General features: G+C 65.1%; 24 protein-coding genes and 1 tRNA gene. 9 read left to right on the top strand and 16 right to left on the bottom strand.

What is annotated here, in order from left to right; all coding sequences use genetic code 11:
- Positions 1-17 precede the first annotated feature (17 nt).
- The 3 genes from G6N32_RS28550 to G6N32_RS08015 all read left to right on the top strand — a co-directional run bounded on the left by G6N32_RS28550 (position 18) and on the right by G6N32_RS08015 (position 2,826).
- On the top strand, positions 18-863 hold the full coding sequence (locus G6N32_RS28550) for a hypothetical protein (protein WP_115319139.1): 846 nt from the start codon (positions 18-20) through the stop codon (positions 861-863).
- 84 nt (positions 864-947) lie between these two features.
- The gene (locus tag G6N32_RS08020; RefSeq protein ID WP_115319138.1) at positions 948-1,370 is read left to right on the top strand and encodes a nitroreductase family deazaflavin-dependent oxidoreductase; all 423 of its coding nucleotides are present in this window, start codon (positions 948-950) and stop codon (positions 1,368-1,370) included.
- Between the two features lie 16 nt (positions 1,371-1,386).
- Entirely contained in the window at positions 1,387-2,826 is a 1,440-nt protein-coding gene (locus G6N32_RS08015; RefSeq protein WP_115319137.1) for an FAD-binding oxidoreductase, read from the top strand.
- Positions 2,827-2,836: 10 nt separating this feature from the next.
- Here G6N32_RS08015 and G6N32_RS29095 read toward each other — a convergent pair whose 3' ends face one another.
- Positions 2,837-5,104 carry a cellulase family glycosylhydrolase gene (locus tag G6N32_RS29095; protein WP_272871147.1) on the bottom strand — a complete coding sequence of 756 codons (2,268 nt, stop codon included), beginning with the start codon at positions 5,102-5,104 and terminating at the stop codon, positions 2,837-2,839.
- 295 nt (positions 5,105-5,399) lie between these two features.
- Positions 5,400-6,095 (bottom strand): alpha/beta fold hydrolase, encoded by a 696-nt coding sequence (locus G6N32_RS08005; RefSeq protein WP_115319135.1) that lies wholly within the window; start codon positions 6,093-6,095, stop codon positions 5,400-5,402.
- A gap of 293 nt (positions 6,096-6,388) precedes the next feature.
- On the opposite strand from G6N32_RS08005, the gene ctaD reads away from it, so the two are divergent.
- A complete protein-coding gene (gene ctaD / locus G6N32_RS08000; protein WP_115321002.1) occupies positions 6,389-8,107 on the top strand; it encodes an aa3-type cytochrome oxidase subunit I in 1,719 nt (572 codons plus the stop codon).
- A gap of 39 nt (positions 8,108-8,146) precedes the next feature.
- Here the strand turns inward: ctaD and G6N32_RS07995 are convergent, their stop codons facing one another.
- The 3 genes from G6N32_RS07995 to G6N32_RS07985 form a co-directional block, all read right to left on the bottom strand.
- Entirely contained in the window at positions 8,147-8,404 is a 258-nt protein-coding gene (locus G6N32_RS07995) for a DUF3297 family protein (RefSeq protein ID WP_115319134.1), read from the bottom strand.
- Between the two features lie 109 nt (positions 8,405-8,513).
- A complete protein-coding gene (locus G6N32_RS07990; protein WP_115319133.1) occupies positions 8,514-9,377 on the bottom strand; it encodes an SDR family NAD(P)-dependent oxidoreductase in 864 nt (287 codons plus the stop codon).
- A complete protein-coding gene (locus G6N32_RS07985; protein ID WP_115319132.1) occupies positions 9,374-9,667 on the bottom strand; it encodes a nuclear transport factor 2 family protein in 294 nt (97 codons plus the stop codon). The genes G6N32_RS07990 and G6N32_RS07985 overlap by 4 nt, the downstream gene beginning before the upstream one ends.
- A gap of 182 nt (positions 9,668-9,849) precedes the next feature.
- Here G6N32_RS07985 and G6N32_RS07980 point away from each other — a divergent pair, with 182 nt between their 5' ends.
- Positions 9,850-10,680 (top strand): MerR family transcriptional regulator, encoded by an 831-nt coding sequence (locus G6N32_RS07980; protein WP_115319131.1) that lies wholly within the window; start codon positions 9,850-9,852, stop codon positions 10,678-10,680.
- Between the two features lie 261 nt (positions 10,681-10,941).
- Here G6N32_RS07980 and G6N32_RS07975 read toward each other — a convergent pair whose 3' ends face one another.
- The 8 genes from G6N32_RS07975 to G6N32_RS07940 form a co-directional block, all read right to left on the bottom strand.
- Positions 10,942-11,355, bottom strand: a complete 414-nt coding sequence (locus tag G6N32_RS07975) for an Rv2253/PknI dimerization domain-containing protein (RefSeq protein WP_115319130.1) — start codon at positions 11,353-11,355, stop codon at positions 10,942-10,944.
- A gap of 112 nt (positions 11,356-11,467) precedes the next feature.
- Entirely contained in the window at positions 11,468-13,033 is a 1,566-nt protein-coding gene (locus tag G6N32_RS07970) for an MCE family protein (protein WP_115319129.1), read from the bottom strand.
- Entirely contained in the window at positions 13,033-14,343 is a 1,311-nt protein-coding gene (locus G6N32_RS07965; protein ID WP_115319128.1) for an MCE family protein, read from the bottom strand. The genes G6N32_RS07970 and G6N32_RS07965 overlap by 1 nt, the downstream gene beginning before the upstream one ends.
- Positions 14,340-15,770: an MCE family protein gene (locus G6N32_RS07960; protein WP_115319127.1), complete on the bottom strand. Its 1,431-nt coding sequence runs from the start codon at positions 15,768-15,770 to the stop codon at positions 14,340-14,342. The genes G6N32_RS07965 and G6N32_RS07960 overlap by 4 nt, the downstream gene beginning before the upstream one ends.
- Positions 15,767-16,852 (bottom strand): MCE family protein, encoded by a 1,086-nt coding sequence (locus G6N32_RS07955; protein WP_115319126.1) that lies wholly within the window; start codon positions 16,850-16,852, stop codon positions 15,767-15,769. Before G6N32_RS07955 ends, G6N32_RS07960 begins: the two co-directional genes overlap by 4 nt.
- Positions 16,852-17,874 carry an MCE family protein gene (locus tag G6N32_RS07950; protein ID WP_115319125.1) on the bottom strand — a complete coding sequence of 341 codons (1,023 nt, stop codon included), beginning with the start codon at positions 17,872-17,874 and terminating at the stop codon, positions 16,852-16,854. The genes G6N32_RS07955 and G6N32_RS07950 overlap by 1 nt, the downstream gene beginning before the upstream one ends.
- Entirely contained in the window at positions 17,871-19,055 is a 1,185-nt protein-coding gene (locus G6N32_RS07945) for an MCE family protein (RefSeq protein ID WP_115319124.1), read from the bottom strand. Before G6N32_RS07945 ends, G6N32_RS07950 begins: the two co-directional genes overlap by 4 nt.
- Before the next feature lie 108 nt (positions 19,056-19,163).
- A complete protein-coding gene (locus tag G6N32_RS07940) occupies positions 19,164-19,925 on the bottom strand; it encodes a hypothetical protein (RefSeq protein ID WP_115319123.1) in 762 nt (253 codons plus the stop codon).
- 283 nt (positions 19,926-20,208) lie between these two features.
- On the opposite strand from G6N32_RS07940, the gene G6N32_RS07935 reads away from it, so the two are divergent.
- The gene (locus G6N32_RS07935) at positions 20,209-20,805 is read left to right on the top strand and encodes a TetR/AcrR family transcriptional regulator (protein ID WP_115319122.1); all 597 of its coding nucleotides are present in this window, start codon (positions 20,209-20,211) and stop codon (positions 20,803-20,805) included.
- A 211-nt stretch (positions 20,806-21,016) separates the two neighbouring features.
- Here G6N32_RS07935 and G6N32_RS07930 read toward each other — a convergent pair.
- The 3 genes from G6N32_RS07930 to pgm all read right to left on the bottom strand — a co-directional run bounded on the left by G6N32_RS07930 (position 21,017) and on the right by pgm (position 24,151).
- Positions 21,017-21,092: transfer RNA gene (locus G6N32_RS07930), tRNA-Ala, on the bottom strand.
- 165 nt (positions 21,093-21,257) lie between these two features.
- Complete coding sequence (locus G6N32_RS07925) at positions 21,258-22,520, bottom strand: MFS transporter (RefSeq protein ID WP_115319121.1); 1,263 nt, start codon at positions 22,518-22,520, stop codon at positions 21,258-21,260.
- On the bottom strand, positions 22,517-24,151 hold the full coding sequence (gene pgm, locus G6N32_RS07920; RefSeq protein ID WP_115319120.1) for a phosphoglucomutase (alpha-D-glucose-1,6-bisphosphate-dependent): 1,635 nt from the start codon (positions 24,149-24,151) through the stop codon (positions 22,517-22,519). The genes G6N32_RS07925 and pgm overlap by 4 nt, the downstream gene beginning before the upstream one ends.
- A gap of 68 nt (positions 24,152-24,219) precedes the next feature.
- Between pgm and crcB (G6N32_RS07915) the strand changes: the two genes are divergently transcribed.
- Genes crcB (G6N32_RS07915) through G6N32_RS07905 form a run of 3 tightly spaced genes read left to right on the top strand, consistent with a single transcriptional unit; the run spans position 24,220 to position 26,038 of the window.
- A complete protein-coding gene (gene crcB, locus G6N32_RS07915; protein WP_115319119.1) occupies positions 24,220-24,618 on the top strand; it encodes a fluoride efflux transporter CrcB in 399 nt (132 codons plus the stop codon).
- Positions 24,619-24,641: 23 nt separating this feature from the next.
- A complete protein-coding gene (crcB, locus tag G6N32_RS07910) occupies positions 24,642-24,980 on the top strand; it encodes a fluoride efflux transporter CrcB (protein ID WP_232077739.1) in 339 nt (112 codons plus the stop codon).
- Positions 24,977-26,038: a putative PII-like signaling protein gene (locus G6N32_RS07905; RefSeq protein ID WP_115319117.1), complete on the top strand. Its 1,062-nt coding sequence runs from the start codon at positions 24,977-24,979 to the stop codon at positions 26,036-26,038. The genes crcB (G6N32_RS07910) and G6N32_RS07905 overlap by 4 nt, the downstream gene beginning before the upstream one ends.
- The last annotated feature ends 2 nt before the right edge of the window (positions 26,039-26,040 follow it).

Here is a 26,040-nt window from a genome sequence, read left to right as displayed (position 1 = left end):
ACTAGAGTCAACGATCAGTGACCCTGTTCAGCTACTCGGCCTCTACTGCGCTGCTTGCCGACGGCAGGCCATTTTTGCTTATCGGCGAGCTGATGTTCACGCTGCTGATTCCCGCGGTCGGAGTGCTGCTGCTGGTCCTCGGTCTGCGTGATCGGTCCAAGGCCCGCCGCACGCAGCCGCCCTACCCTGCCGGCTACCCACCGCCGGGCTACCCGCCTCCGGGTTACCCGCCACCTGGCTACGCCCCACCGAGCTATCCCCCACCGGGCTACCCGCCACCGGGTTATCCACCGATGCCGCCGCAGCGGCAGACCGCGGGCCGCGGCTTGATCATCGCGGGAAGCATCCTCATCGCCGTCAGCCTTGCAGGCGCAGTCGCGCGGGTGGCCGACTCGGCCGGCGAGCGAACCGCAGCCGAAAAGTTTGCTCCCCCAGTCAAGATCGGGCAGTGCATCACCGGCGAGGCCTTGGGCTCGGGAGCAATCGGCACCAAGGACATCATCAGTTGCAGCGACCCGCGGGGCGTCTTCGAAGTCGTCAGCGCCGGCGTGCAGGATGCGAAATGCCCGGATGGAAAGCGGGCCGACACCAACTTCGCGCGCTGGACCAACGACGCGTACGCCGTCTGCTTCCTGCCCAACCTCCAGACCGGCCAGTGCTACGCGGCAATCCAAGGCACCCCATCAGCAGGCCACCCCAACCGCGGCAACACCCTCGAGCCCGTCGACTGCACCGACACCTCCGCCGACTTCACAGTGGTCAAGCGCACGGACGCGGCCGACTTCGATCTGTGCCCACCTGGCACGAAACAACTCATCTGGACCATGCCGCCACGGACCTATTGCACCGGCCCGCCGTCGTGATCCGGCGCGATTTCCGGCGCACAGCGCCGGTTATCGCGCCCAAGATGAGGGAATAGTCCACCTACGAGAGGAGTTGAGCGGTCCATGACTGAGAACGCGGAGTTGAGCCCCACTGATTGGGTGCGGGAGCAGACCGAACAGATTCTGAAGCAAGGCACCACCGAGGGCGTCCACATCATGGATCGCCCGGTCGTGCTGTTCACCACCACCGGAGCCAAGTCCGGCAAGAAGCGCTACGTACCGCTGATGCGCGTCGAGGAGAACGGCAAGTACGCGATGGTCGCCTCCAAGGGCGGCGACCCGGCGCATCCGTCGTGGTACTTCAACGTGAAGGCCAATCCCACGGTGACCGCCCAGGACGGCGAAACCACCGTGACGCTGACCGCCCGCGAGGTCTCCGGCGAGGAGCGCGAGCACTGGTGGAAGCTGGCCGTCGAGGCCTACCCCCCGTACGCCGAATACCAGACCAAGACCGATCGTCTGATCCCGGTTTTCGTACTGGAGTAGCACTAGCATTGCGCCTGTGTCGGCGCAGATGTCCCGCCAGGAGTTCGTCCGGCGGGCAGTGGGCGGGCTGGCGGGCGCGGCCCTCCTGGGCGCGTGCCGCACCGTCACACCCCGCGCGGTGTCGAGTCCTGGCCCGCCGGACTGGGCAGGTCTGCGCGGCCGACTCGACGGCTCGCTGTTCTTGCCCTCCGACCCGCAGTATGCGGCGGCGAAGAGCACCTTCAATTCCCGCTTCGACGGCTCCGCACCGGCGGCTGTTCTGGCGGCTGCCTCCGTCGCGGATGTGCAGAAGGCGGCGGCGTTCGCATCGAGTAACCACATCGGGGTGAGCGTGCGCAGCGGCGGGCACTCCTACATCGGTGCGTCGTCGCTCCCTGCCTCGTTGGTCATCGATCTGCGCCAACTACCCGGTGGCGTCGACGCGGGCAGCGACACGATGACGGTGTCTCCCGCGACAGACCTGGATTCCGTGCAGACCGCACTCGCGTCTCGCGGCCGGTCGATTCCCTCCGGCAGCTGCCCGACGGTTGCCGTCGCGGGACTGGCGCTGGGCGGCGGTCTGGGCTCGGACGCCCGGCTGCACGGACTGACCTGCGACACGCTGGTCTCGGCGGCACTGGTACTTCCCAGCGGCGAGATGCTGTCGGCCTCCGCCGACGACCATCCCGATGTGTTCTGGGCGCTGCGCGGTGGCGGGGGCGGCAATCTCGGCGTAGTGACGTCGATGACGTTTCGCACCTTCCCCGTCACCGATCGCGACGTTGTCACTGTCGCGTTCCCGATGGACGCCGCCGCCGCAGTGATCGTCGGCTGGCAGCGGTGGCAGCAGGCGGCCGATCGCGACATCTGGGGCATGGTCAACATCACCGTCGGGGACGGCCCCGGCCGCTGCACGGTCATCCTGGCAACGCCGCCGGGCCGCGGGCCCGCGGTCGCCGGGGACATGGTTGCCGCAGCCGGGTCATCGGCATCGTCGATCCGAACCCGCACGCTGGCACGGATGGACTTCGTGCACTACTTCGAAGGTGGCGACGCCGCCCGAGTGCCGCGCGCGTTTGTCGCGGGCTCCGACATCATCGGCGAAATGACCTCGGCGGCAGCGGAATCCATCGTCACCGCGATGGCGGCATGGCCGGCCGGCGCGGGTTCGGCAACGGCTGTGGTGGAGTCGCTGTCCGGGGCGGTCGGCGACGTCGATCCGGCGGCAAGCGCCTTCCCATGGCGGCGGCAGGCGGCCTCCGTTCAGTGGTACACCGAGGCCCGCTCCGATGCGGCAGCCGACTGGCTCACCGCAGCACACCAGGCGCTGGGATCGGCATCAGTAGGGGGCTACATCAACTACCCCGAAAGCGGCGACCCGCTCGAGCGGTACCTCGGGCCGAACCTGCAGCGGTTCAACGCCATTCGCCACACCTACGATCCCACCGGGGTGATGCTGTCGGGTATCGGCGGGTGACGCGCGCCTCTTACGGGGCGGGGCTCACCACGACGTTGACCGTGGTCGCACCGGAATCGGAAGCGACGACGAGTTGGGCGGCGTTGTCCGCCGAGACGACGTGGCCGCCGGTCACAGTCACCTGGTAGCCGTTCGGGAACTCCACTGCCGGCACCGAGATCGTGGTCAGGGCACCTTCGGCGAACGTTCCGGAACCGTCGACCTTGGCGGTGGAATAGCCAAACGTGAAGGTGCCGTTGGTGAACGACCAGGACTTGGGCGTGCCCGACACCAGCTGCGGGTAGGGCGACGCCAAGGTCAGCAGATTGCCGGTGTTCACATTGTCGCCGACCGGCGGTTTGGTCGGGTCGTACACCAACCCCTCGACATCCGGCGACCCGGTGATGTCACCGGCTCCGGTGTACGCCCATTCGGCCCAGCTCATGAAGTAGCGATCGCCGGAGCGCATCTCCTTGGTCAGCGTGGCGATGTCGCTGGTGGCGCCGAACTCGTTCATCATCGCCGGGACGTTGTGGTGTTTGGAATAGTTCTCGGCTTGCACCGCAAGCGTATTGGCGATCTTGGTGCACAGCGCGCCACCGATCGGGCCGCAGTAGTTGTGGAACGCCAGGACGTAGTTCGGATCAGCAACGCGGCCGAGCAGTGCGACCGGGATGCCGAGCAGGGTCGGGACTTCGGTGACCGCGGGATTGGGGGGCTCGAGGTAGAGCGGTGTCGTGCCGTCCACCGAACGGATGGCGGCAGTGACCTGGTTGTACATCGGGGTCAGTTGTTGGGCGACGAAGAACGAGCCGCCGAGCAGCGCAACGGGATAGTTCGAGCCGGGGAACGGTTCGTTCATGATGTCGTAGCCGATGACCGCGGAATTGCCTGCGAAATAGCTGGCTACGTGCTGCCAGCTCAGCGCGTAATTGTCCAGCAGCCCAATATTGTTCGGCGCATCGGCGTTGCCCCAGAACGCATCCCAGGCATGTCCGAGAGCACCGTTGACGTAGTAGTTGCCGGGGAACCCGGAATTCTTGTTGGGCCGTCCCCCGCCGTCGGATGCCCACTCCGGGGCACCCTCGCCATAGAACGTGCCGCTGTAGAGGTCTTGGTGCATGTCGATGACGGTGTAGATGCCGTGGTCGGCCAGCATCTGGACGGTGGCTTTGATCGAGTCGAGGTACGCGGTGTTGATCACTCCCGGCTGCGGCTCCACACCGGCCCAGATGACGCCCAGCCGGACCACATTGAATCCGTTGTCGGCCAGGAACTGTGCGTCCTGCTCGTCGAAGCCGCTGGCGGACGGTTCGTATGGCGCCAGCTTGTACACCTCGTTGACGCCGTGCAGGAGGACGGCCTGCCCGGCACCGTTGGTGAGCCAGGTACCGATCTGCGACAGCGGCGGTACCGAGCCGGTGGCGGGCGCGGCTGCGGCTTGCGCACCCGAGTTGCCGACAGCGCCATGGTTTCCGAGCCAGCCCGCGGAGCCGCCGGCGCCGCCGAGCGCCGGTAAACCCACAGAGGCTCCGCCCACGCCGCTCTTGCCCGCATTGCCACCGTCGCCGCCGCTGCCGAGGAACGTCGCGCCGTTGCCGCCGTTACCGCCCCGTCCGCCGTCGGTCCCGTCACCGCCGACGCCACCGTGTCCACCGACGCCGAAGATCAGGCCCGTTGCATCGCCGCCGGCACCCCCGCGTCCACCGACGGCGCCGACCACAGCGGCGCCGGCGTTACCGCCTGCGCCGCCGACTCCCATGAGCTGCCCGCCGGCACCGCCCGCGCCGCCGTCAGCCCCTGCACCGCCGGTTCCACCGGCTCCGCCATTACCCAGTGCGCCGGCTCGACCACCTGCGCCTCCTGCTACGCCGGCCTCGGTGCTGTTCCATCCGGCGCCGCCGTCGCCGAGAAGCCACCCGCCGGCTCCCCCGTTGTGGTTGGCATCGGTGCCATCGGCGCCGTTGCCGATCACGTAGGACCCGGCAGCGGAGTTGATGAAGTCGTCGACCTGGCGGCCGATCTCACTGGCGATCCAGGCCTGCACGATGACGTGCAGCGGGGTGTAGACCAGCTGCTGAAAAACCGCGGTCAAATTCGTCGGTGCCGAAATATGCGCCACCGCCGAGGCATTCGTTGTGGTTACGGCTGCGACCGGTTCCGCGGCTGCGGCGCGGGCGGACCTGCTTTGCGGAGCTGAGGTTTCCAGCGCGCCGACCACGGTGGCCAGGGCAAGTTCCGCGGACTTCACCGGCTCTTTGGGATCAGCGGCGGCAGCCCGGGCAGTCGACTTCGCCACCGCCGACGTCACCTTTTGCGTCGTAGTGGATCGTTTGGGCACCGACTTGGGGGCTGGCTTGGTTGCTCGCGGCGCACTCGGACCAGCCGCGTGGCCACGCGCGGAGGAGGCTGCCGGGCGCGTGCCACCGGAGTCGTCAGAGTCTGCCCATGCGACAGCCGTCGACGAGGCCAGTGCCGCACCGATACCCAGCGCGATCGCCAGACCACCGACTCGACCGATATGAGCAGACGCTTTCATGCATCTGTGTATACGGGACCTGGCGCAGCAGCGGAGTCAATTTGCCGCCACCGTCTCATTCCGCGGCGTTCAGCAACCACTGCGCGAAGTCGGCGGGCTGGACGAACGCAGACATGTGGGCCCACGCGTCGACGATCTGAAGGCGGGCATCGGGCAGGTCAGCCGCCAGTGTCGACATCACCTCGGGCGTGCATCCACGATCCAGTCGACCGCAGAGCAGGGCGGCCGGCGACTGAATCCGGCCCACCTCCGCCCTGCGGTCGTAGGTTGCCAGCGCCTCCAGTGCGGTCGCATAGGCCGACGGTGACACCGCTGTCAGGCGGCGGCGGACACCCTGGACCACCGGGCCCCCGTCCGCGATCTCGGCTGTGGTGAACCAGCGCGCGATCGTGGCCTCGACATCGAGCGCCGCTCCTGCGCGCAATGCCCGTGCCGCAGCATGAAACTCGGGCACTGGGATATCGCGCGTGCACACCAGGATCAATCGGCGAATGCGGTGCGGCGCAAGCAGAGCCATCTCCATGGCCACCTGACCGCCCAGGGAGTGCCCGACCACGATCAGCGGCGCGTCATCAGGCTCGTCGTTCAACACCGCGGCGGCGACATGCTGCTGGAGCAGACCGCCGGCTTGCGGTCGGTTGAGGTCGGGGGCAATCGAATCGGCAGGCAGCTGGGCACGGACCGCATCCCAGATGCTGGGGTCGAGCGGTGTGCCGTGCAGAAGCATCCATCGCGCTGCGGGTTTCGACATAGTTCCTCGACGACATTGTCTACGAACACCGAGGATGTTGTTACCGGCTGCGACGGCGCCGAAAGTCTGGTGGGCGGCTCGCACCACGACACGGCCTGCTCCACGTCATCAATTCGGTGTCCCGTCGTCTCTTCGTTCGGTGACTTTCGTCCCTGGTCGGTCGCGGTATCGGAGCGCAAGGCTCAGGCGTGGGCGGCATCGACTGCCGAGGTGACGCCTGCACGCGATTGGAGACCCTTCGTGATCGACTGCGACATCGACGTAGCCGCCACCGCCCGGATGTGGAGCCGGCCATGACCGCTGAAGCACCTGCGCTGAAAAAGCTCGAGGCCAGCCGGCCGTTCGCGGCCCGCACAGGCCCGAAGGGCAACCTGGTCTACAAGCTGATCACGACCACCGATCACAAGATGATCGGCATCATGTACTGCGTCGCCTGCTTCAGCTTCTTTTTCATCGGCGGGCTGATGGCGCTGTTCATCCGTGCCGAGCTGGCGGTGCCAGGCCTGCAGTTCTTGTCGAATGAGCAGTACAACCAGCTGTTCACCATGCACGGCACGGCGATGTTGCTGTTCTATGCGACGCCGATCGTGTTCGGGTTCGCCAACCTGGTGTTGCCGCTGCAGATCGGCGCCCCCGATGTCGCATTCCCCCGCCTGAACGCATTGTCGTTCTGGCTCTTCGTCTTCGGGGCTCTGATCGCCCTTGGCGGATTCATCACCCCGGGCGGCGCGGCCGACTTCGGCTGGACTGCCTACGTCCCGCTGTCGGACGCAGTGCACAGCCCGGGAGCGGGCGCCGACCTGTGGATTCTGGGCCTGGCCGTCGGTGGTCTGGGCACCATCCTGGGTGGGGTCAACATGATCACGACGGTGGTCTGCATGCGCGCCCCGGGTATGACGATGTTCCGGATGCCGATCTTCACCTGGAACATCTTCGTCACCTCGATCCTGGTGCTGATCATCTTTCCGCTGCTGACCGCAGCGTTGTTCGGCCTGGCCGCCGACCGGCGCCTGGGTGCGCACATCTACGACCCCGCCAACGGCGGGATGATCCTGTTCCAGCATCTGTTCTGGTTCTTCGGCCACCCCGAGGTGTACGTGCTGGCGCTGCCGTTCTTCGGCATCGTGTCGGAGATATTGCCGGTGTTCTCCCGTAAGCCGATCTTCGGCTATACCACCCTTGTGTACGCGACGATCAGCATCGCGGCGCTGTCGGTGGCGGTGTGGGCGCACCACTTGTATGTCACCGGAGCCGTTCTGCTGCCGTTCTTTTCGTTCATGACGTTTTTGATCGCGGTGCCCACCGGCATCAAGTTCTTCAACTGGATCGGCACGATGTGGAAGGGCCGGCTGACGTTCGAGACGCCGATGCTGTTCTCCATCGGCTTCCTGGTGACGTTCCTGCTCGGTGGCCTGTCCGGCGTGCTGCTGGCCAGCCCGCCGCTGGACTTCCACGTCAGCGATACGTATTTCGTTGTCGCGCACTTCCATTACGTGTTGTTCGGCGTGATCGTGTTCGCGACGTTCGCCGGGATCTACTTCTGGTTCCCGAAGATGACCGGACGGCTGCTCGACGAGCGACTGGGCAAGCTGCACTTCTGGTTGACGTTCATCGGCTTCCACACCACGTTCCTGGTGCAGCACTGGCTGGGCAATGCGGGCATGCCGCGTCGTTATGCCGACTACCTGCCGACCGACGGGTTCACCACGCTGAACATCATCTCCACGATCGGCGCCTTCACCCTTGGCATCTCGATGCTGCCGTTCGTGTGGAATGTGTTTCGCAGCTGGCGCTACGGTGAGGTCGTCACCGTCGACGATCCATGGGGTTACGGCAACTCCTTGGAGTGGGCCACGTCATGCCCGCCGCCGCGGCACAACTTCAGCGAGCTGCCCCGGATCCGTTCGGAGCGTCCGGCATTCGAACTGCACTACCCGCACATGATCGAGCGGATGCGGGCCGAGTCCCACGTCGGACGCGCGCACGTTCCGGCGGATGCGGACGTGAATTAGCGCTGACCTGTTGGCAGCCGCGCCGATGGCCGAGCGGCGCTATTCCGCTGGGCGGTAATACGGCTCGACGGTGCCGTTGAGCTTGACGACCATCGGATTTCCACGGCGGTCCTTGGCGGTCGGGACTTCAACTCGCACCCAACCCTCTTCGACGTTGTATTCGTGCACGTTGGTCTTCTCGGCACCGTTGAAGCGAATACCCACGTCGCGTAGCAGCACCTCTTCGTTATAGAAGGGGCTGCGCGGATCGATCGAGAGCTGATTGGGTGGAACGTCGGTGTTCTGGTCCTCGGACATGATGGCTTCCGTCGTAGGGCTGCGTCAGGTTCTTGACTTCGATTCTCTAGAACCTACGCGACCCGGCAGCAGCGGGTTCCGCGTGGTCTTCGGCGGGCCTTGCGGACAGCTACGGCGCGCGGACATCAGCTGGCGGGCTGGGAAAGTCTGCGCTGCGAGACAGGGTTTCGTTCGCCTTGATGTCGGCCACGGCACCCTCCAACGTGTCGATCACGGCGTCGTATCCGCCGTTGCCCAGGACCAGCCGTCGGGGAGGCGGGTCTAGGGCCATCGCCGTGATCACCGCCCGCGCACCGCGGCGCGGATCGCCGGGTTGCACCCCATCCATCTCGACGAATGTGGCGCGAACCTGCTGCAACATGTCGTGGTACTCCCGAATCGGCTCCGCGACAGGCTCATCGACGAAGCCGGCGTAGGCGTTTGTGCGAAACGCCCCTGGTTCGACTGCCAGCACAGAGATGCCCTGTGGAGCGACTTCGTCGCGGAGGGTCTCGGTAACGGCTTCCACGGCGAACTTCGTCGCGCTGTAATAGCCGAATCCTGGCGCCGCCACGATCCCGGCCACCGAGGACACGTTCACGATCCATCCGTCGCCGCGGGCGCGCATCCCCGGAAGCACCGCTCGCGTCACAGACAGCACCGCGAAGAAGTTCAGCTCGAACATCGCCCGCACCGAGGACTCGTCCATCCCCTCTATCGATCCGAACCACCCGCGGCCGGCGTTGTTGACCAGCACATCGATGCCACCGAACTGCTCCTCGGCCGCCGCCACCGCCCGCGACACCTGCTCGGGGTCGGTGACGTCGAGCGGTACGACGAGAACCCGGTCGCCGTACTGGTCGGCCCACGACGCCAGCTCCTCCGGACGTCGAGACGTGAGCACCACGCGGTCCCCGGTCTCGAGCGCCGCTTCGGCGAACGCCATCCCGAAGTTGCCGGGCGTCCCCCCGGTGATGAACCACCGTCGCGTCATGGCTCGATCACCAGCCGGCTGATCACCGCGCCATCCAGGGTGAATCGATAGTGCAGGTCGGCGACCCCGCCGGGGAAGTTGCCTTCCAGGTGCTGCGTGAGGTCGACGCCTGCGTCCGTCGTGGTCGCGCCGGTGAACTCGGCGGTGTATGTATATTCGCTGCTCGCGGTGGCCAACCAGGTCCCGATCTCATCGGTCCCGGTGTAGTCGTGCCCTTCATCGGTCACCACGGCATCGCTGGTGAGGGTGGCGAGCGCCCGCTCGACTTCCTGGGAGTCGAGCGCAGTCATGAAGATTCTTACGGTTTCTGGGAGTGTTTCCCATTCTGACGTGGTCATGGCCCCACGATGGAGGTTTCCGTAAGGGGAAGGTCAAGCCGGGATCGCGCTCATGCCGCGACGTTGACCTTGCCCTAGGGGCAGGCTTCAGGATGACCGTGTTCGATAGGGCGACGGAACGCAGAGGGGACGCCATGGGTGCGAAGGTATCGATCGGTGACTTCGCCGTGATGACGAGCCTGAGCAGGAAGGCGCTACGGCACTACCACGACATCGGCATCCTCGAACCGGCCCACGTCGACCCCTACACCGGCTACCGCTTCTACGACACCAGCCAGGTCGATCATGCGCACATCATCCGCCGGTTCCGATCGCTCGGCATGTCCATTCCCGACATCAAGGCGCTGCTGAGTACGGATGACGCCGCGGCCCGCGCCGAGATCATCACCACGCATCTCGAGCAGATGGAGGTGCAGTTGCAGCAGACCCGTGACACCGTAGGCGCGCTGCGCGAGTTGCTCTCGCCTGTACGCGCCGCTGCGCACGTGGACATACGCCGGGAACCGCCGCTCGCGGTGTGGTCCGTCAGCGCCACCATCGAGACTGCCGAGATCGACACCTGGTTCGGGGTAGCACTGGGAAGACTGCGCGACGTGGTCGCCGCGGCGGCAGGCGTGGACTGCGCGATTGTGCCGGGTGGGCTCTACAATCGAGCGCTGTTCCTCGAAAATCGTGGCGATGCAACGCTATTCGTCGCAGCGCCGCAATCCGCGGATCCGCCGGAGGGCGTCCGCGCCGAAGTCCTGCCTGCGGCCGAGTACGCAGTTCTCACCCATCCCGGCGCACACAACGAAGGCATCGACCGCAGTTACGGGGCCCTGGGGACCTACGTCAACGAGCGCCTGATCAGCCACCCGGGGCCGATCCGCGAGCACTACCTCGGCGGCACGTCCTCAGCACCAGCGACTTTTACCGCTACAGAAATTTGTTGGCCGATTCTGCGGACGACGGCACCGCCCGTGTAAAAGCAGAAACCGCCCAGACCTTTGGTCTCGGCGGGTTCCCTGCTGGAGCTAAGGGGATTCGAACCCCTGACCCCCACACTGCCAGGACCGGGCAGAGCCCGTGACCAGGCAGGATAGATCCGATTCTGGCGCGCAGCGGGCGTAGTTCGAGCAGCAACTGTCGTCAGCGTTGTCATCAGATCTGTCGTCAGTGCTCGGCGGCCATTGTCGGCTCGTGTGCAGCGCCGAGACTCGGCCGCGTTGCGCGTCTCGGCGCCCGCGTCACGTGACCTTGGTGATTTTCAGGGGCATGTTGAGTACGAGTGATTGGTTTCGTCCGCAGTTTCCGCTGGCGCCGGTGGTTTGGTCTTCTCCGAGCCACAGGTCAGAAATTGGCTGTGATGTGCCGTCTTGTTTGGCTGGATAGAACCTGTAGACCTGGATTCCGGGGGCGGTGCTGCCGTCGGGGCACGGTATCCAGTCGGGCACCGGGTGTCGAACGAACCAGAAGTAGCCGCCTTCGGTGTAGACGTCTTCGGTCCACCCCAGCGAGCTGGTGACTTTGCCTGCGCAGGTAATGCCAGTGCTGCACGTCGAGGTCACCGTCCAGGTGCTTCGCACTGTCGGCTGGTCTTGATAGCGGCCGTTCATTTGCGCCCATTCACCGTTTGAGACGACGGTGAATGTTCCGTTCATGGCGTATTGGTCATAGTCGGCGGCAGATGGCGGCGCCGCTGTCAGAACGGCACCGCCCGCGAGGAGGTATGTGGCGCAGGCATTCGTGAGCCGAGTTATGTTCCGCATCAAGCTATCCCGTCGTCATGACGAGGTCGGTCCACGATTTTTGTGTTGCCGTGGCGACGAGATTGGATTGGGCGTACAGGTGCCCGTCGGGTGCCATGTAGGAACCGGTTTGGGGGTTGTATCGGGCAACTGCGACGGGTGCCTGCTGTGCAGGCCGGTTGGTGTACGCGCTTGGCGCCACGGGTTGGGCTCCAGACGCGGGCGCAGGCTCTGCGGGTGGCGGAGACGTGTCACCTGGTCCAGCCGGCGCGGCCGCAGGCGGCATTGGGGTTCCGTCGAGGGGGCCGAAGATCTTGTCGTCGTTGGTGACTCGGCTGTCGGGGGGAATTCCTTGTGCGATGAGGTTCGGATCGAGTGGGGCCGGCCCTAATGCGTGTTGACGGAGGGCCAGTGGCTCGAAGGGTTTGTCGCTGTCGCAGTCCTGCACGGTGGCGGCACGTTTTCCGGGGTGCTCGATGCAGGGATAGTTGCGAGCGCCGCGAACGGCGATCGGTGAGTCTTGCGGCAGTTTGCAGTAGAGCCCATCGGGTGTGTCGACTTCGGTGGTGTCCGACGGGGCGCGCCAGGCCGAGCGGGGTAGGAATCCGACGGTGCAGGCGGGTGGGTCGGCGATGGTGATGGAGAAGTCGCCCAGTGCATCTCCTGTCGGATTGTTGACTGGTGTCGACGACTGGATTGCGCCGATGTAGGGCGGAAGTAAGACCAGGAGCTGCTCGACAGACTTGTTGTAGGTGACGAGAACTTGGCCGACTGTGGTGAGGTTGGCGAGCAGAACCGGCAGTGTGGGTTTGACTTGATTGAGCAGCGCCGAGACTTCGTCGGCGAACCCGGGGCCGGTGTGCAGCAGTGTCCGCACTTGCGGATCGCTCTGTCTGATCTGGCCGGTGATGCCGGCCAGGTTGTGCGCCCAGGTCTTCAACGAGTCGGTGGTCGCCGCTTGCCCATCGAGGAGGGGGCCGCTGTCGTCGATGAGAGCGCGGGTGTGGTCGGCGACGCCGTTGAGGTCGCCGGCGATCCGGGATGAGGAGTCCAGCAGCGAACCGACGTCGTAGCCGGCGCCGTTGAACGCGGTGAACGATTCGTCGAGCAGCGAGGTCAGTTTGTCTTTCGGGATGGTCCCAACCAGCGCACTGAGCTGATCCAGCATCGGGCCGACTCGTTGCGGGATTCTGCTCTGCCCCATGCCAATTACCGAGCCGTCATGCAGATATGGCGGGGATTGGTCGACCGGTTGCAGGTCGACGTATTGTTCGCCGACGGCCGACACACTGCGCACTTGGGCGATGAGATTCGCGGGAATCTTCTGGTTGGAGTCCAATGACAGCGTCGCTTGGGCGTATCTAGCGTCGACGGCTTTGACGTCGGTGACCTTGCCGATCTGAACGCCACGGTAGGTGACATTGCTCAACGGGTACAGTCCGCCGGCGGCGGGGAGGTCCAGGGTCACGGTGATGCGGCCGATACCCAGAAACACCGGCGCTTGCAGGTAGTTGAACACCATCAGCCCCAGTCCGACCACCGAGGCGATCGTGAAGATGACGAGTTGCGTTTTGATGAAACGGGTGAGCATCAGCGGTCTCCGGGTGCGGGGGTCGCGTCGGCGGGGCCGTAAGGTCCGGCGAAGACCGGTGGTGTGCCTGGTTGCGCGGGTTCGGCGGAGGCAACAGGCGGTGGTGGGCTGACCGGGAGTACAACGCCGGGTGGCAGTGCATTCAGCCCGGGTGTCGGCGGGTTTCCCGGTACCGGGCCGAGCGGCCCACCCGGGGGCGGCGGCGCGATCGGTAGGCCCAGTGGGTCGTAGGTGTACTTCTGCCAATACGGTTCCCCGGGGGCAGGTACGAGCTGGGCTTTCTGATCTTCCCACCGGGTGCCCAGCAGTAGTGAGCGTTTGAGCCGGGGCACGGTCAGGTCGATTTGGCCGAAGAAGTTCATGTAGTCACCCCGGACACCGCGCTTGATGAGGTCTTGTCCGAAGGGGAACACCGAGCCGAATACCAGGGCGTTGTCGAGGTCTGGCCCCACATCGGCGAGCGCTTGCAAGGTGGGTTGCAGGTTGTGCAGGTTTTTGACCAGGTTCGCCTGGGTGTCGTTGACCAATCCGGTTGCGGTGGTGCTGAAGGTGCGCAGTTTGTCCAGTGCCGTGGTGAGGCGGGGACGTTCGCGGATCAGCACGTCCAGTGCCGGCGGGATCTTGTTCAGCGCGGTGGTGATGAGGTCGCGTTGTTCGGCAAAGGTCCCCGCCAGTCGGTTGAGAGCTTGGATGGAGGCAATGATGTTGTCGCGCTGGCGATCCAGTGTGTCGACGAACGTGTTCAGGCGGGTCAGCAGATCCCGGATGTCGCCTTCGTGGCCGGATAGGGCGGCGGCGAAGTTGTGGATGACGTCGCCGATTTGGCCCAGTCCCCCGCCGTTGACGACGGCGGCTAGCGACGCCAGGGTCTGTTCGGTCGACGGGTAGGTCGAGGTTTTGTCGAGTTGAACGGTCGCTCCGGGATTGAGCCTTCCGGTGGGCGGTTGGCCGAGCGGGGGGTCGAGCGCGATGTGCATCGAGCCGAGCAGGCTGGTTTGGCCGACGCTGGCTTCGGCGTTGGCCGGAACGACAACGTCCGGCTTCACCGACACTTCGACGTCGATGTGCCAGTTGGAGAAGGTCATCTGTCGGACGCTGCCGACGACGACGTCATCGATCATTACCGGCGAATTCGGTTCCAGGGTACCGACATTGGCGAATTGAATGTGGTAGACGTTGGCGTCGGGGCTTCGTCCGACGGCACCGGGCAATGGTAGGGAATTGAGGCCGTTGAATCCGCAGCCGGACAGCGTCGCTACTGCACAGCTGGCGATGACCGCTAGCGTGCGGCTGCGTCGGCGAGTGGTCATGAGGGCGGTACCTCCGCTGCCGATGCCGGTGCAGGGGTCGCCTCAGCGGGCAGCAGTAGGTCGTTGAGGCTTCGCGACTGCGGGACCGGGGCTCCCGGGTAGAGGGCCGGAGAGGGGTCGGCGGGCAGGTGATCCGGCGCCGAGGGGCCGGGGGCGACTGCTGGTGGCGCGCCGTATCCGGGTGGGGGCGCTTGGTCGCCGTTCAGGCCGGTATAGGCGGAGATCGCTGGCGGCACATCGGGGGCGGCAGGTCTCGGCCCGGTCCCGCCGGGGGCGAGGTTGGGCTCGGAGTAGATGAGGTTTTCTGGGCTCGGTGATTTCATCAGGTAGGAGCTGAACGGAAACGGCAGATAGTTGAACCCGACCGTGTTGAGGGCCGGACCGAGGTATTGGCTGCACAGTTTTGCGGTCTCGCCCGCGGTGACGTCGGCGACGGCTTCGATCGCCTGACACAGGAAGGCTCCCGGGTTGGAGAAGTTGTTCAACACGAAGGAGCCGATATTGCTGTGGGTGTCCGGGTTGTAGATGTTGTAGCCGTTGGCGATGGCATTGGGCGTGACGTGCAAGATGTTCTCGAGATCGCGTTTGTGGTCGACCAGCGTCTGGGTGACGTTGGTCAGCCTTTGCAGCTGTTCCACTGTCTGATCGCGGCTGCCTCTGACGAATCGTTGCACGTCACTGACCGCGGCGTTCAGATCTTTCAGGGTGGAGTCGAGGTCAGTGCGGTCGTTGACCACGCTGGTCAGTGTCGCGAAATGTCCTTGGAATTCGACGATCTGCTGGTTGCTGTCACGCAGCGCGGTGACAAACGTCTGGAGGTTTTTCAGGATATCGACGATGTTGCCACTGCCGTCGGCCAGAATCCGCCCCAGACCGGACAGTTCGGCCAGCGTTTGGCGCAGTTTGGCACCGTTGCCGTCCATCGCGTTGGCCGCGGTGTCGATGAAGCGGGACACCGATGTTTCCGAGACGCCGCTGTGCGGGCCTAAATCTGTTGCCAGGCGGGTTAGTTGGGTTTTGACTTCGTCCCATTCCACGGGCACTGCGGTCCGCTCGACCGGGATCACCGCTCCGTCGGCCATCGTAGGACCGGCCTTGGCGTAGGCCGGGGCGAGTTGCACGTAACGAGCCGAAATCAGACTTTGCGCGACGATGATGGCCTTGGCGTCGACAGGAACTTTTATCCGGCGCTCGATGTCAAGGGTCATTTTGGCGTTGGCGCCGGCCGGTTCGATCGCAGCGATGGTCCCCACTTTGACCCCGGAGATGCGGACTTCGTCGCCCGGGTAAATGCCGGTGGCACTGGCGAAGTAGGCGGTGATCACTTTCGGCGCGAAGTAGGTGTTGCGGATGAGCACGGCAGCACCGGCCAGCAGCAAGGCGACCAACACCACCACGGCCGCCAGCCGTAACCTCCTGGCGTTCATCGGGAACCACCCGGGATGCCGTTGTAGGGCAGCGGGAGTTCCGCCCGGGGCCCGGCGTTGTCGGGTGGCTGCCCGTTGTTGACACCGCGCCTGAATCCGAGCGCATAGTCGAGGAACGGCTGAATTACCTGCGCCGGTATGAGATTGGGGACGTAGGACTGGTAGAAGTATCCGCTGGCCACGGCCTCACCCTGGGTCATTTCGTATTTGGCCAGACCGGGAAGGGCTTTGGCGATGTTGTCGCGATTCTTCTCCAGCATCGCGGTCACGGAGTTCAGTTTCTGCAATGTGGGTGCCAGCTCTTTCTCGTTGTCGGCAACCAGGCCTGACAGTTCGCGCGCCAACGCCGAGGTGCTTGCGAGCAGGCTGACGATCGCTTCGCGCCGCTCGTTGAGCACGGCGACCAGGTCATTGGCGTCCAGGATGAGGGTGTTGAGCTGTTGGCTGCGCTCGGACAGGGTGCCGGTGACCGACGCCGCGCTCTTGAGTAGCTCACGCAGACTGTCGTTGCGGGCGTTCAAGGACCGCGAGACCTTCGTCAACCCCTCGAAGGTCGGACCCAGCTGGGGCGTGATCTGCTCAATGGTGTCCGACAACGCATCTAACGACGCGTTGATGTTGTGGGTGTCGGTGCCCGCGGTGTTGGTGGTGAGGTCGGTGACTGCTTCGGTCAGCGAATACGGCGAGGAGGTGCGCGATAGCGGTATGACCGCGCCGCGACGTAGCAGGCCGTTGCCTGCGGATTCCAGCGTGAGGATGCGCTGCCCCAGCAGGGTGCCGGTCCTGATGTGCGCGGACGTGTCGTTGCCGAGTGTGATCGCACTGTCGACGCTGAAGGTGATCAGTGCCTTACCTTCGTCGTCGAGTGAAACATCGTCCACCTGACCGACTTTCATTCCCGCCAGCCGGACGTCGTTGCCGGTGGTCAGTCCCCCGGCTTCGGCGAAGACTGCCTGGAATCGCAAAGAGGTGGCCCACGCGGTGAGCCGTTCGGGTTGCAGGCCGACGGTGATGACGAGAATGATCAGGACAGCGCCGATGAATCCCGTTCGCACGAGGCGTGATTGGCGGTATTTCAGCATTACTCGGCGCACCTGCCGTTGTCTTGTTTGATAAACGGGAAGACGGCGGTCCGGTTTTGCAGATCGGTGACGCGGACGGTGAGTTCGCAGATGTAGTAGTTGATCCAACTTCCGTAGGCGCCGAGCCGGACGAGTTTGCGGTAGTTGTCCGGGGCTGATTGCAGAGCCCCGTCGAGCAGGCCTTTCTGGTCGTCGAGTAGGGGCGCCAAGCGGCTCAGCTGATCGATGGTGCCGGCTAGCGGCGGGCGAGCCTGTCCAAGCAGATCGGCGATCGATGTTGTGCCGCTGTCGAGGGCGTCGATGGCCTCGCCGATGGGGTCGCGGTGGGCGGCCAATTCGGAGACCAACCGCTGGAAGCGGTCGATGGCATCGGCGAACTGACTTCCGCTGGTGGCGAGTGTGCCGATCACGGCGTTGAGGTTGTCGATCAGCGCTTCGATGATCTGGTTGTTGTCGGCCAGCCCGTTGGAAAACGATGCCGTCTTGGTCAGCAACGAGTCCACAGTGCCGCCCTGGCCCTGGAAGATCTGCAGCAGAGCGTTGGTCAATGCGTTGACATCTTGAGGATTCAGCCCCTGGATGACCGGTTTGAGACCGCCCAATAGCTGATCGAGGTCCAGCGCCGGTGCAGTTCGATCGGCGGGGATCTGTGAGCCGGGTTGCATCACTCTGGCTGAGCCTGGTCCGTCGATGAGTTCCAGGAATCGGTCGCCCACCAGGTTGAGATAGCGCACCGCGGCGCGGGTGCCGCTGCTCAGCACGACGGTGCGGTCAGCGTCGAACGCGACCGTCACGGTGTGATCTGGCCGCATCGAGATATCGGCGACGGTGCCGACACGTAGACCGCCTGCTCGCACTGAATCACCTGTTTTCAGTCCCGATACGTCGACGAACACTGCGGAGTAGGCGTTGGTCGAACCGGTGCGGTACTGCCCGAAGATCATGAATAGAAACGCAGTCAGCACGACCATGACGACGCCGAAGGCACCGAATTTCAGGATGTGTCCCCGTGTGCCGCTCACCCTGGTTCTCCGATCTGGGCGGTGTTGCGGGCAGGTCCGGGCAGGGGCCCGAAGAGCAATTGCTTGAGCCCATCGGAGTTGAGCAAGATGCCCTGATTGCCGTACTGGGCCTGGTTGGTTCCCACATCGGTGACGACGAACGGTGGCCCGGTGTCGAATGGCACTCTCGGTAGCGAGGTGCACTGCGGGCCGCCGGTGGCGGCGACCTTTGGCAGGTTCATCGGATAGCGGTACCGTTCGCGGCCCAGCAGGAATCCGATGGAGTCGGTGATGCCCGGCTTCTCCAACGGTGGACCCGAGGCGATCACGGCCAGCGCGCTGATCCCGCAGTTCAGGCCTTGGTGATACCGGTTGGTCAAATCGGTGGTGGGCACCAACACTCGGAACACGTCGCTGATGCCCGCGCGGTTCGATCCGAGGACGTCGTTGCCGACGTCGGCTAGCCCAATCGTGCTGACCAGGAACGCATCCAGACTGTTCTGTTCCTCGGTGATGGTCTGGCTGATGTGGGTCGCGTCATCGAGCGTGGTGACGAGATCGCGGCTGGCATCGGCGTAGGCGTTGAGCACCTCCGGTGCCGTGTCGCTGTCGTGGGCGAGATTGGGCAGGCTGGGTTCGAGTTTGGCCAGCAGTGCGTCGAAATCGCTCAGGGTGCGCCCGAGTTGCGGGCCGCGGCCGTTGAACGCCGAGGAGATCGCCCCTAGGGTCTCGTTGAGCTTCTCCGGCTGGATCGCCGATAGCACCGAGGACAGCTGCTGAAAAATGGTGTTGAATTCGACCGTCACATGCTCTGCGGTCAGCACCTGCCCTGGCCGCAGCTTCTGCGTCGATGGATTCGCCGGCGCAACAAGGTCAATCGATTTGGCGCCGAAGACCGTCGACGAGGAGATGTCGACTTTGACGTTGTCCGGAATCTGCGCCAGTTGAGCCGGATCCATGGCCAGCAGGATCGCGGCCTGACCGTTAGGACGCTCTTGGATCGACACGACGTTCCCCACCGGAACACCAACCAGTTTGACCTTCGCGTCCGGATTCATCACCAGACCCGCCCGCTGCGACAGCACCGTCAGGGGGACCGTGTCGGCGAAACTGCCGCGGAACATCCCCGCCGCCACGATCACAATCCCGACTATGGCCACAACCATCGCCAGACCAGCCAACGGGCGCGCATACGACCTCATCGACTACCTGAAACCAAGACGCTCGAAGTCTTTGCTCCACCGACTAGTTTTGCGCTACAGGGCATTTCACTGGATCGCTTCCCACTGAGACACGACGAATCCAACGGTTCAGAAAGCAACAGCGAAGTCTTGGCGCGTCAGTCTGCGTACGCCCCAGAAATAGGTGACCAGCGGCATGGTGCACCACAACAGGTTCAGGACTACGAACTTGATCCACATCTCGACCGGGCTGGTCATGCTCTGCATGTTGTTCGCGATCTCCACACCGAAGTAGACCGCAGGCAGCGTGACCTCCACGATCATGCCGCCCATGATGAAGGACAACTGAGTACTGGTGAAGCGCTTGCCATTCCGGAAGAACTGCACCATCGCATAGGCCTCGAACAAACCGATGAAGAACGCGATCCACTCCAGCACCACGATCAGCGGGTCACCGTTCAAATAGCGTGCGTCACCGCCCAGGAGGATCGGCGACCACATATATGTCCAGAGCGCGCCATTCTCGACGCCCGTTCGGATCTCGTTGAAGAACAAGAGCCACGGCAGTTCCCAGATAAACCGTGGTATCAGGGCGATGAACACCCACACGATCACCATCGCACTCAGTCGCTGCGCCCGCGTCCAATCCCGCTGCCCCGGAAGGGGTAGCCACGGAAGGACCAGTGCCGTCACGAAGCAGCCGACGACAAAGACCACCAACGTTGTTGAGGCGACGACATGCGATACCCCAACACGGTATTCGAGGTACCAGAAGAAGATGTGGATGACGAAGAAGAACGCCAAAATGCCGAAAAGAGACTTCTGCAGTACGGACAGTCCCCGCCTCGTCGACGAATCGTGTTTGCCATCGTGAGGAATCGTCTCTGTCACCGTCGTGCCTCCATGCCCGCGCCGGACTTGCCTGCCAGCGACGAGCTCGACGAAGCCCCACTGGCAGCAGTCACATTCAGTAGCAAGTGCCGACGGACCCGCTGCTTTAGCTTGACGATTGATGTTCGACCAAGCAGGCACCCGCCTCTTCGCTAGCATGGCACATGCCATGTTTGAAAGGCAAGCGTCGACGACACACCAGCAGCACGCCTACGCGATCAGTCGACGAACACCGGTGTCCTAATGTGCTACGGATGAGGCGACACGCTTGGCAGGGACGGCAATGAGTGCACGCAGGAGCCCCGACCGTCCCACCACCGGCCGCCGCGAACGCGGTGACCGCACTCGTGAACGCCTCATCGACGAGACGGTCCGCTGCATCCGCGAAGAAGGATTTTCAGCGGCGAGCGCACGTCACATCATCGAACGCGCCGGTGTGACATGGGGCGTCATTCAGCATCACTTCGGCGACCGCGACGGCTTGCTGATCGCAGTCATCGACGACGCCGTCGATCGCCTGGTCGCCTCTCTCGAGGCGTTGTCCGACCCCGACCAGCCGATCGACACCAGCGACTTGGTGCGCGGCGCCTGGGAAGCATTCGCCAACCCCAAAGCAATGGCCGGTCTCGAGATCCTCATATCCACCAAAGAACTGCGTTCCGGCCTCGATAGCCGACACATGGAGCGACTGGGTGCGGCTCTCGCGAATGTGACGCAACGGCTGGAAACCAGTCATGGCGGCCAGAACGCCGCGGCACTGGGCATGCTGCTGTGGACGACGCCGGTCGCGATGATGATCGCCGAAATGTTCGCCACACTGCCCCTCGAAGTCGGTGAAGCCCAACGGGCGATCATCGACCTGATCGACCGGCAACCCTGACGTACCAAATCGGCCGGGTTGCCGTCGGTCTGTGCGAGTCCGCTGGGCGATATTGGTCACCCGGGCAGTGTGACCACAACACATTGAGACCGAAGGCGCCGACTGCTAATGGCCGCCTTGCCGGCTAGATGTGCCGCGTATGCGTCAGATCGGCCGACAACGAATTGTGGTCAAACAACCTGCCGAGCACCCAAACGAGTACTGCCGTGCCTGGTGGAGCTAAGGGGATTCGAACCCCTGACCCCCACACTGCCAGTGTGGTGCGCTACCAACTGCGCCATAGCCCCAGGTGTGCCCACCGAAATTACACCACCGGCACCCGCGCCTCAAAATCGCTGTTCAGAGCAGCCAACAACCGGCGATATCCGCCGCGACCGCGGCGAGAGTGGACTCACGCAGACGCCTACTCGCACTTTTCCTACGTCAGTGCAGTCTCACGCATGGCATCGCCCCTAGGGCAGCTCACCGGCGGCCTCCGGACCCAGCGGCCGGGGCGGGGTCTGCTCCAACGGGGGCTTGTCCCGCGTCTCCGGCGCCAGCAGCCACCCGATAGACGCCAACACCAGGATGGCCCCGCTGATCGCGAACGCCCACTCGAAGGAGAGATGCTGGGCGATCTCGCCCACCCCCAGCGACCCGGCGATCGACCCCAGATCCGACATCATCTGGAAAGTCGCCACGGCCGTCCCACCGCGGGCCTTGCCGATGATGTCGGCCACCGCGGCTTGCTGCGGCGCGGTGAACACACCGGTGGCCGCCCCCGCGATGAACGCACCCACCAGGAACACCGGCAGCACTGTCGCGGCGCCGACCACGGCCGTCGTCAGCCCCGACAGTCCCAGCCCGATGATCAGCAACGGCCGCCGCCCGGTCCGGTCGGACAACCGGCCCGACGGGATCACCGCCGCCACATTGCCGGCCGCGAACGTGGCCAGTGCCGCGCCGGCGACCCCGGGCCCGCGGTGCAGCGCCTCGGTGATGAACAGCGGCACCAGCGCCACCCGCAGCCCGAACGCCGACCAGCCCGTCGCGAAATTGGACAGCAGCGCCGCCCGATAGGCGGGGTGGCGCAGCGCCACGCCCAGGGTCACCGTCAGCTCGTCAGCCGGCGCCGGGGCGGCCAGATGCGAGTGCCGCAAGTTGATGAACACCACCGCCGCGGCGATGAGCAATGCCGCGCCGTAAATGAGGAACGGCGCCGCCAGGCCAAGACCCGCGGTGAGGCTGCCGAGCAGCGGGCCGGCCACCGAGCCGACCAGGAACGCCGACGAGAACATGCCGGCGACCCGGCCGCGGGCGTTGTGCGGGCTGATCCGGATCATCAGCCCCAACGCGGAGACGAAGAACATCGTCGAGCCGATACCGCCGAGCGCCCGGAACACCAGAAGCTGCCAGTAGGTGTGGGCGAACGCGCACGCCCCGGTCGACAGCGCCACGATCAGCAGGCCGCTGACATAGATCCGGCGCTCCCCCAACCGCTGCACCAACATGCCCGACACCGGGGCGAAGCACAGCCGCATCAGCGCGAAGGCGGTGATCACGAACGTCGCGGCGCTGATACTCACGCCGAAGTTGCGGGCGAACTGCGGCAGCACCGGCGCCACCACGCCATAGCCCAAGGCGATCACCGCATTGGCGGCGATCAGAACCCAGACCTCCCGCGGAAGCTTGGCCTCGGCTTCCGACGGACAGTCACCTTCGGCGACAGAACTCACGAGATGACTGTATTCACCACTTCACGCGCCGCTTCCTGCACCTCCGCCAGGTGTTCGGGTCCCTTGAACGACTCGGCGTAGATCTTGTAGACGTCCTCGGTGCCCGACGGCCGCGCGGCGAACCAGCCGTCGGCGGTGGTCACCTTCAGCCCGCCCAGCGGCGCGCCATTACCGGGCGCGGTGGTCAGCTTGGCGGTGATCGGCTCACCGGCCAGCTCGGTGGCGCTGACCTGCTCGGGCGACAGCTTGGCCAGCCGCGCCTTCTGCTCCCGATTGGCCGGGGCATCGACGCGGGCATAGACCGGCGCCCCGTACTTCGCGGCCAGCTCGTCATAGCGCTGCGACGGCGACGACCCGGTGACAGCCTGGATCTCCGACGCCAGCAGGGCCAGGATGATGCCGTCCTTGTCGGTGGTCCACACCGAGCCATCACGGCGCAAGAACGACGCCCCCGCCGACTCCTCGCCACCGAAACCGATTGTGCCGCCGATCAATCCGTCGACAAACCATTTGAAGCCCACCGGCACCTCGATGAGCTTGCGGCCCAGGCCGGCCACCACCCGGTCGATGATCGACGAGCTGACGGCAGTTTTGCCGACGGCCACACTCGCCGGCCAGTCCGGCCGGTGCGAGAACAGATAGTCGATCGCCACCGCCAGATAATGGTTGGGGTTCATCAGCCCGGCGTCGGGGGTCACGATGCCGTGCCGGTCGGAGTCGGCGTCGTTACCGGTGGCGATCTGGTAGGAGTCCCGGTTGGCGATGAGCGAGGCCATGGCGTTCGGTGAGCTGCAGTCCATCCGGATCTTGCCGTCGGTGTCCAGCGTCATGAACCGCCACGTCGCATCGACCAACGGGTTGACCACAGTGAGGTCGAGGTTGTGCCGCTCGGCGATGGCCGCCCAGTAATCCACGCTGGCTCCGCCCAGCGGGTCGGCTCCGATGCGAATCTTCTCCGAACGGATCGCGTGAATGTCGACGACATTGGGCAGATCGGTGACATAGGCGTCCAGATAGTCGTGGCGCTGGGCGCTCTGCAGAGCGCGGGCCAGCGGCACTCGCTTCACTCCCCTGAGCCCGTCGCGCAGAATCTCGTTGGCCCGCTTGGCAATCACGCCGGTGGCATCGGTGTCGGCCGGCCCGCCATTGGGCGGGTTGTATTTGAACCCGCCGTCTCGCGGCGGATTGTGCGACGGCGTGACGACGATTCCGTCCGCCAGACCCGCGCTCAGTCCGCGGTTATAAGTCAGGATGGCGTGGCTGACCGCAGGAGTCGGGGTGTACCGATCGGCCGAATCGATCATCGCCACAACATCATTGGCGGCCAGCACTTCCAGCGCCGATACCCACGCCGGCTCGGAGAGGCCATGGGTGTCGCGGCCGATGAACAGCGGTCCGGTGGTGCCCTGCGCGGCGCGGTACTCCACGATCGCCTGGGTGGTGGCCAGGATGTGCGCCTCGTTGAACGCACCGTCCAGGCTGGAGCCGCGATGTCCCGACGTGCCGAAGGCCACCTGCTGGTCGATGTTCTCGGGGTCGGGGTTCACCGTGTAGTACGCGGTCACCAGGTGGGGCAGATCGACGAGGTCTTCAGGAAGCGCCGGCTTACCGGCGCGGGGGTTAGCCGCCATGACGCCAATTCTGCCTTCCCTAGGGTGATACTTGCTCGCGGATTCATCGACGGTTAAGGGGGTTGCCCATGTTCGGTCATGACAACCGGGAACTGGCGGCCGTATTCGCCGGCGGCGCGGTGGGCACCCTGGCCCGCGCGATCCTCGCCACGGTCTTCGCCGACGATCCGGCGCACTGGCCGTGGGCGACCTTCGGCGTCAACATCGTGGGCGCGTTCCTGCTCGGCTACTTCACCACCCGCCTGCTCGAACGACTCCCGCTGTCGAGTTACCGCCGACCGTTGCTCGGCACCGGCCTCTGTGGCGGACTGACGACATTCTCGACCATGCAGGTCGAAACTCTGAAGATGATCGAGCACCACCACTACGGCCTCGCGGCCGCCTATAGCGTGGTCAGCATCGCTGCCGGACTGCTGGCCGTCTACGTCGCGACGGCCCTGGTCCGCCGGGTCAGGATCCGCGCGTGACCGTCGCGATCTGGGCCGGGGTGATGCTGATCGGCGGGCTGGGTTCGGTGGCCCGGTTCATGGTCGACCGTGCGGTGGCCCGCCGCGCGGCACGGTCGTTCCCGTTCGGCACGCTGGCGGTCAACATCAGCGGCGCGGTGCTGCTCGGCTTCATCAGCGGGCTCACCCTCAGCCATAACGTCGCGCTGCTCGCCGGCACCGCCTTCGTCGGGGCGTACACCACGTTCTCCACCTGGATGCTGGAGACGCAGCGGCTCACCGAGGAACGCCAGATCTGGCCTGCGATAGCCAATCTCGTCGTCAGCGTCGTCCTGGGTGTCGCCGCGGCGATGCTCGGCCAGTGGATTGCGGGGCTGCTGTGACCGATACCTATCTCAAGCTGACCGCGTTCTTCGGCGAGCGCCAGCGCGCCGGCTCCCGCTTCCTGGCAGAGGCGCTGCTCGACCTGTATGCAGAACGCCAGGTGGCCGAGAGCGTGATGCTGCGCGGTATTGCCAGCTTCGGCCCGAGGCACGTGATCCGCAGCGACGAATCGCTGACCCTGTCCGAGGATCCGCCGATCGCGGTGGCCGCCGTCGACACCCCGGACACGATCGGTGGGCTGATCGACGACGTCATCGCCATCACCAAGCGCGGATTGCTCACCCTCGAGCGGGCCCGGCTCTACAGCGGCGAGCTGCCCGAGGGAGGCGACGAGGTCAAGCTGACCATCTACGTCGGCCGTCGGCGGCGGATCAACGGCGCGGCCGCGTTTTACGCGGTGTGCGATCTGTTGCACCGCCATCACTTCGCCGGGGCGACCGTGTTCCTCGGCGTGGACGGCACGGCCGACGGCCGACGGCGCCGGGCCCGCTTCTTCAGCGGCAACACCGACGTGCCGATCATGATCATCGCGATCGGTACCGCCGCCCAGGCGCAGCGTGTTCTGCCCGAACTCGAAGGACTGATGGACCAGCCGCTGGTGACGGTGGAACGCGTACAGATACTCAAACGCGACGGCCAACTGCTCGCCCGTCCGCCGGCCCTGCCCGCGGTCGACGCACACGGCCGCGAACTACGTCAGAAGCTGACGATTCACACCGACGCATCAACCCACCACGACGGCGTGCCGGTCCACCGGGCACTGGTGCGCCGACTGTGGGAATCCAACACCGTCGGCGGCGCCACCGTCCTGCGCGGCATATGGGGCTTCCACGGAGACCATAAACCCCACGGCGACAAGCTGATTCAGTACGGCCGCCGGGTGCCGGTGACCACCATCGTCGTCGACACCCCGGCGGTCATCGGCCAGTGCTTCGACCTCATCGACGACGTGACCGGCCGACACGGGCTGGTCACCTCCGAGATGGTGCCGGCCCTACTGATGCTTGACGGCGATATTCGTCAGGGCGCTACCGATCTGGCCGACTACCGCTACTGAGC

The sequence above is a fragment of the Mycolicibacterium aichiense genome (assembly GCF_010726245.1).
Classification (GTDB): Bacteria; Actinomycetota; Actinomycetes; order Mycobacteriales; family Mycobacteriaceae; genus Mycobacterium; species Mycobacterium aichiense.
This window is presented reverse-complemented; position numbering and strand designations above follow the sequence as displayed.

Coding starts and splice junctions, on each gene's coding strand:
- G6N32_RS08020 (WP_115319138.1), top strand. CDS start 948: ATGACTGAGAACGCGGAGTTGAGCCCCACTGATTGGGTGCGGGAGCAG.
- G6N32_RS08005 (WP_115319135.1), bottom strand. CDS start 6,095: ATGTCGAAACCCGCAGCGCGATGGATGCTTCTGCACGGCACACCGCTC.
- ctaD (WP_115321002.1), top strand. CDS start 6,389: ATGACCGCTGAAGCACCTGCGCTGAAAAAGCTCGAGGCCAGCCGGCCG.
- G6N32_RS07995 (WP_115319134.1), bottom strand. CDS start 8,404: ATGTCCGAGGACCAGAACACCGACGTTCCACCCAATCAGCTCTCGATC.
- G6N32_RS07990 (WP_115319133.1), bottom strand. CDS start 9,377: ATGACGCGACGGTGGTTCATCACCGGGGGGACGCCCGGCAACTTCGGG.
- G6N32_RS07985 (WP_115319132.1), bottom strand. CDS start 9,667: ATGACTGCGCTCGACTCCCAGGAAGTCGAGCGGGCGCTCGCCACCCTC.
- G6N32_RS07980 (WP_115319131.1), top strand. CDS start 9,850: ATGGGTGCGAAGGTATCGATCGGTGACTTCGCCGTGATGACGAGCCTG.
- G6N32_RS07975 (WP_115319130.1), bottom strand. CDS start 11,355: ATGAACGGAACATTCACCGTCGTCTCAAACGGTGAATGGGCGCAAATG.
- G6N32_RS07970 (WP_115319129.1), bottom strand. CDS start 13,033: ATGCTCACCCGTTTCATCAAAACGCAACTCGTCATCTTCACGATCGCC.
- G6N32_RS07965 (WP_115319128.1), bottom strand. CDS start 14,343: ATGACCACTCGCCGACGCAGCCGCACGCTAGCGGTCATCGCCAGCTGT.
- G6N32_RS07960 (WP_115319127.1), bottom strand. CDS start 15,770: ATGAACGCCAGGAGGTTACGGCTGGCGGCCGTGGTGGTGTTGGTCGCC.
- G6N32_RS07955 (WP_115319126.1), bottom strand. CDS start 16,852: ATGCTGAAATACCGCCAATCACGCCTCGTGCGAACGGGATTCATCGGC.
- G6N32_RS07945 (WP_115319124.1), bottom strand. CDS start 19,055: ATGAGGTCGTATGCGCGCCCGTTGGCTGGTCTGGCGATGGTTGTGGCC.
- G6N32_RS07935 (WP_115319122.1), top strand. CDS start 20,209: ATGAGTGCACGCAGGAGCCCCGACCGTCCCACCACCGGCCGCCGCGAA.
- pgm (WP_115319120.1), bottom strand. CDS start 24,151: ATGGCGGCTAACCCCCGCGCCGGTAAGCCGGCGCTTCCTGAAGACCTC.
- crcB (WP_115319119.1), top strand. CDS start 24,220: ATGTTCGGTCATGACAACCGGGAACTGGCGGCCGTATTCGCCGGCGGC.
- crcB (WP_232077739.1), top strand. CDS start 24,642: ATGCTGATCGGCGGGCTGGGTTCGGTGGCCCGGTTCATGGTCGACCGT.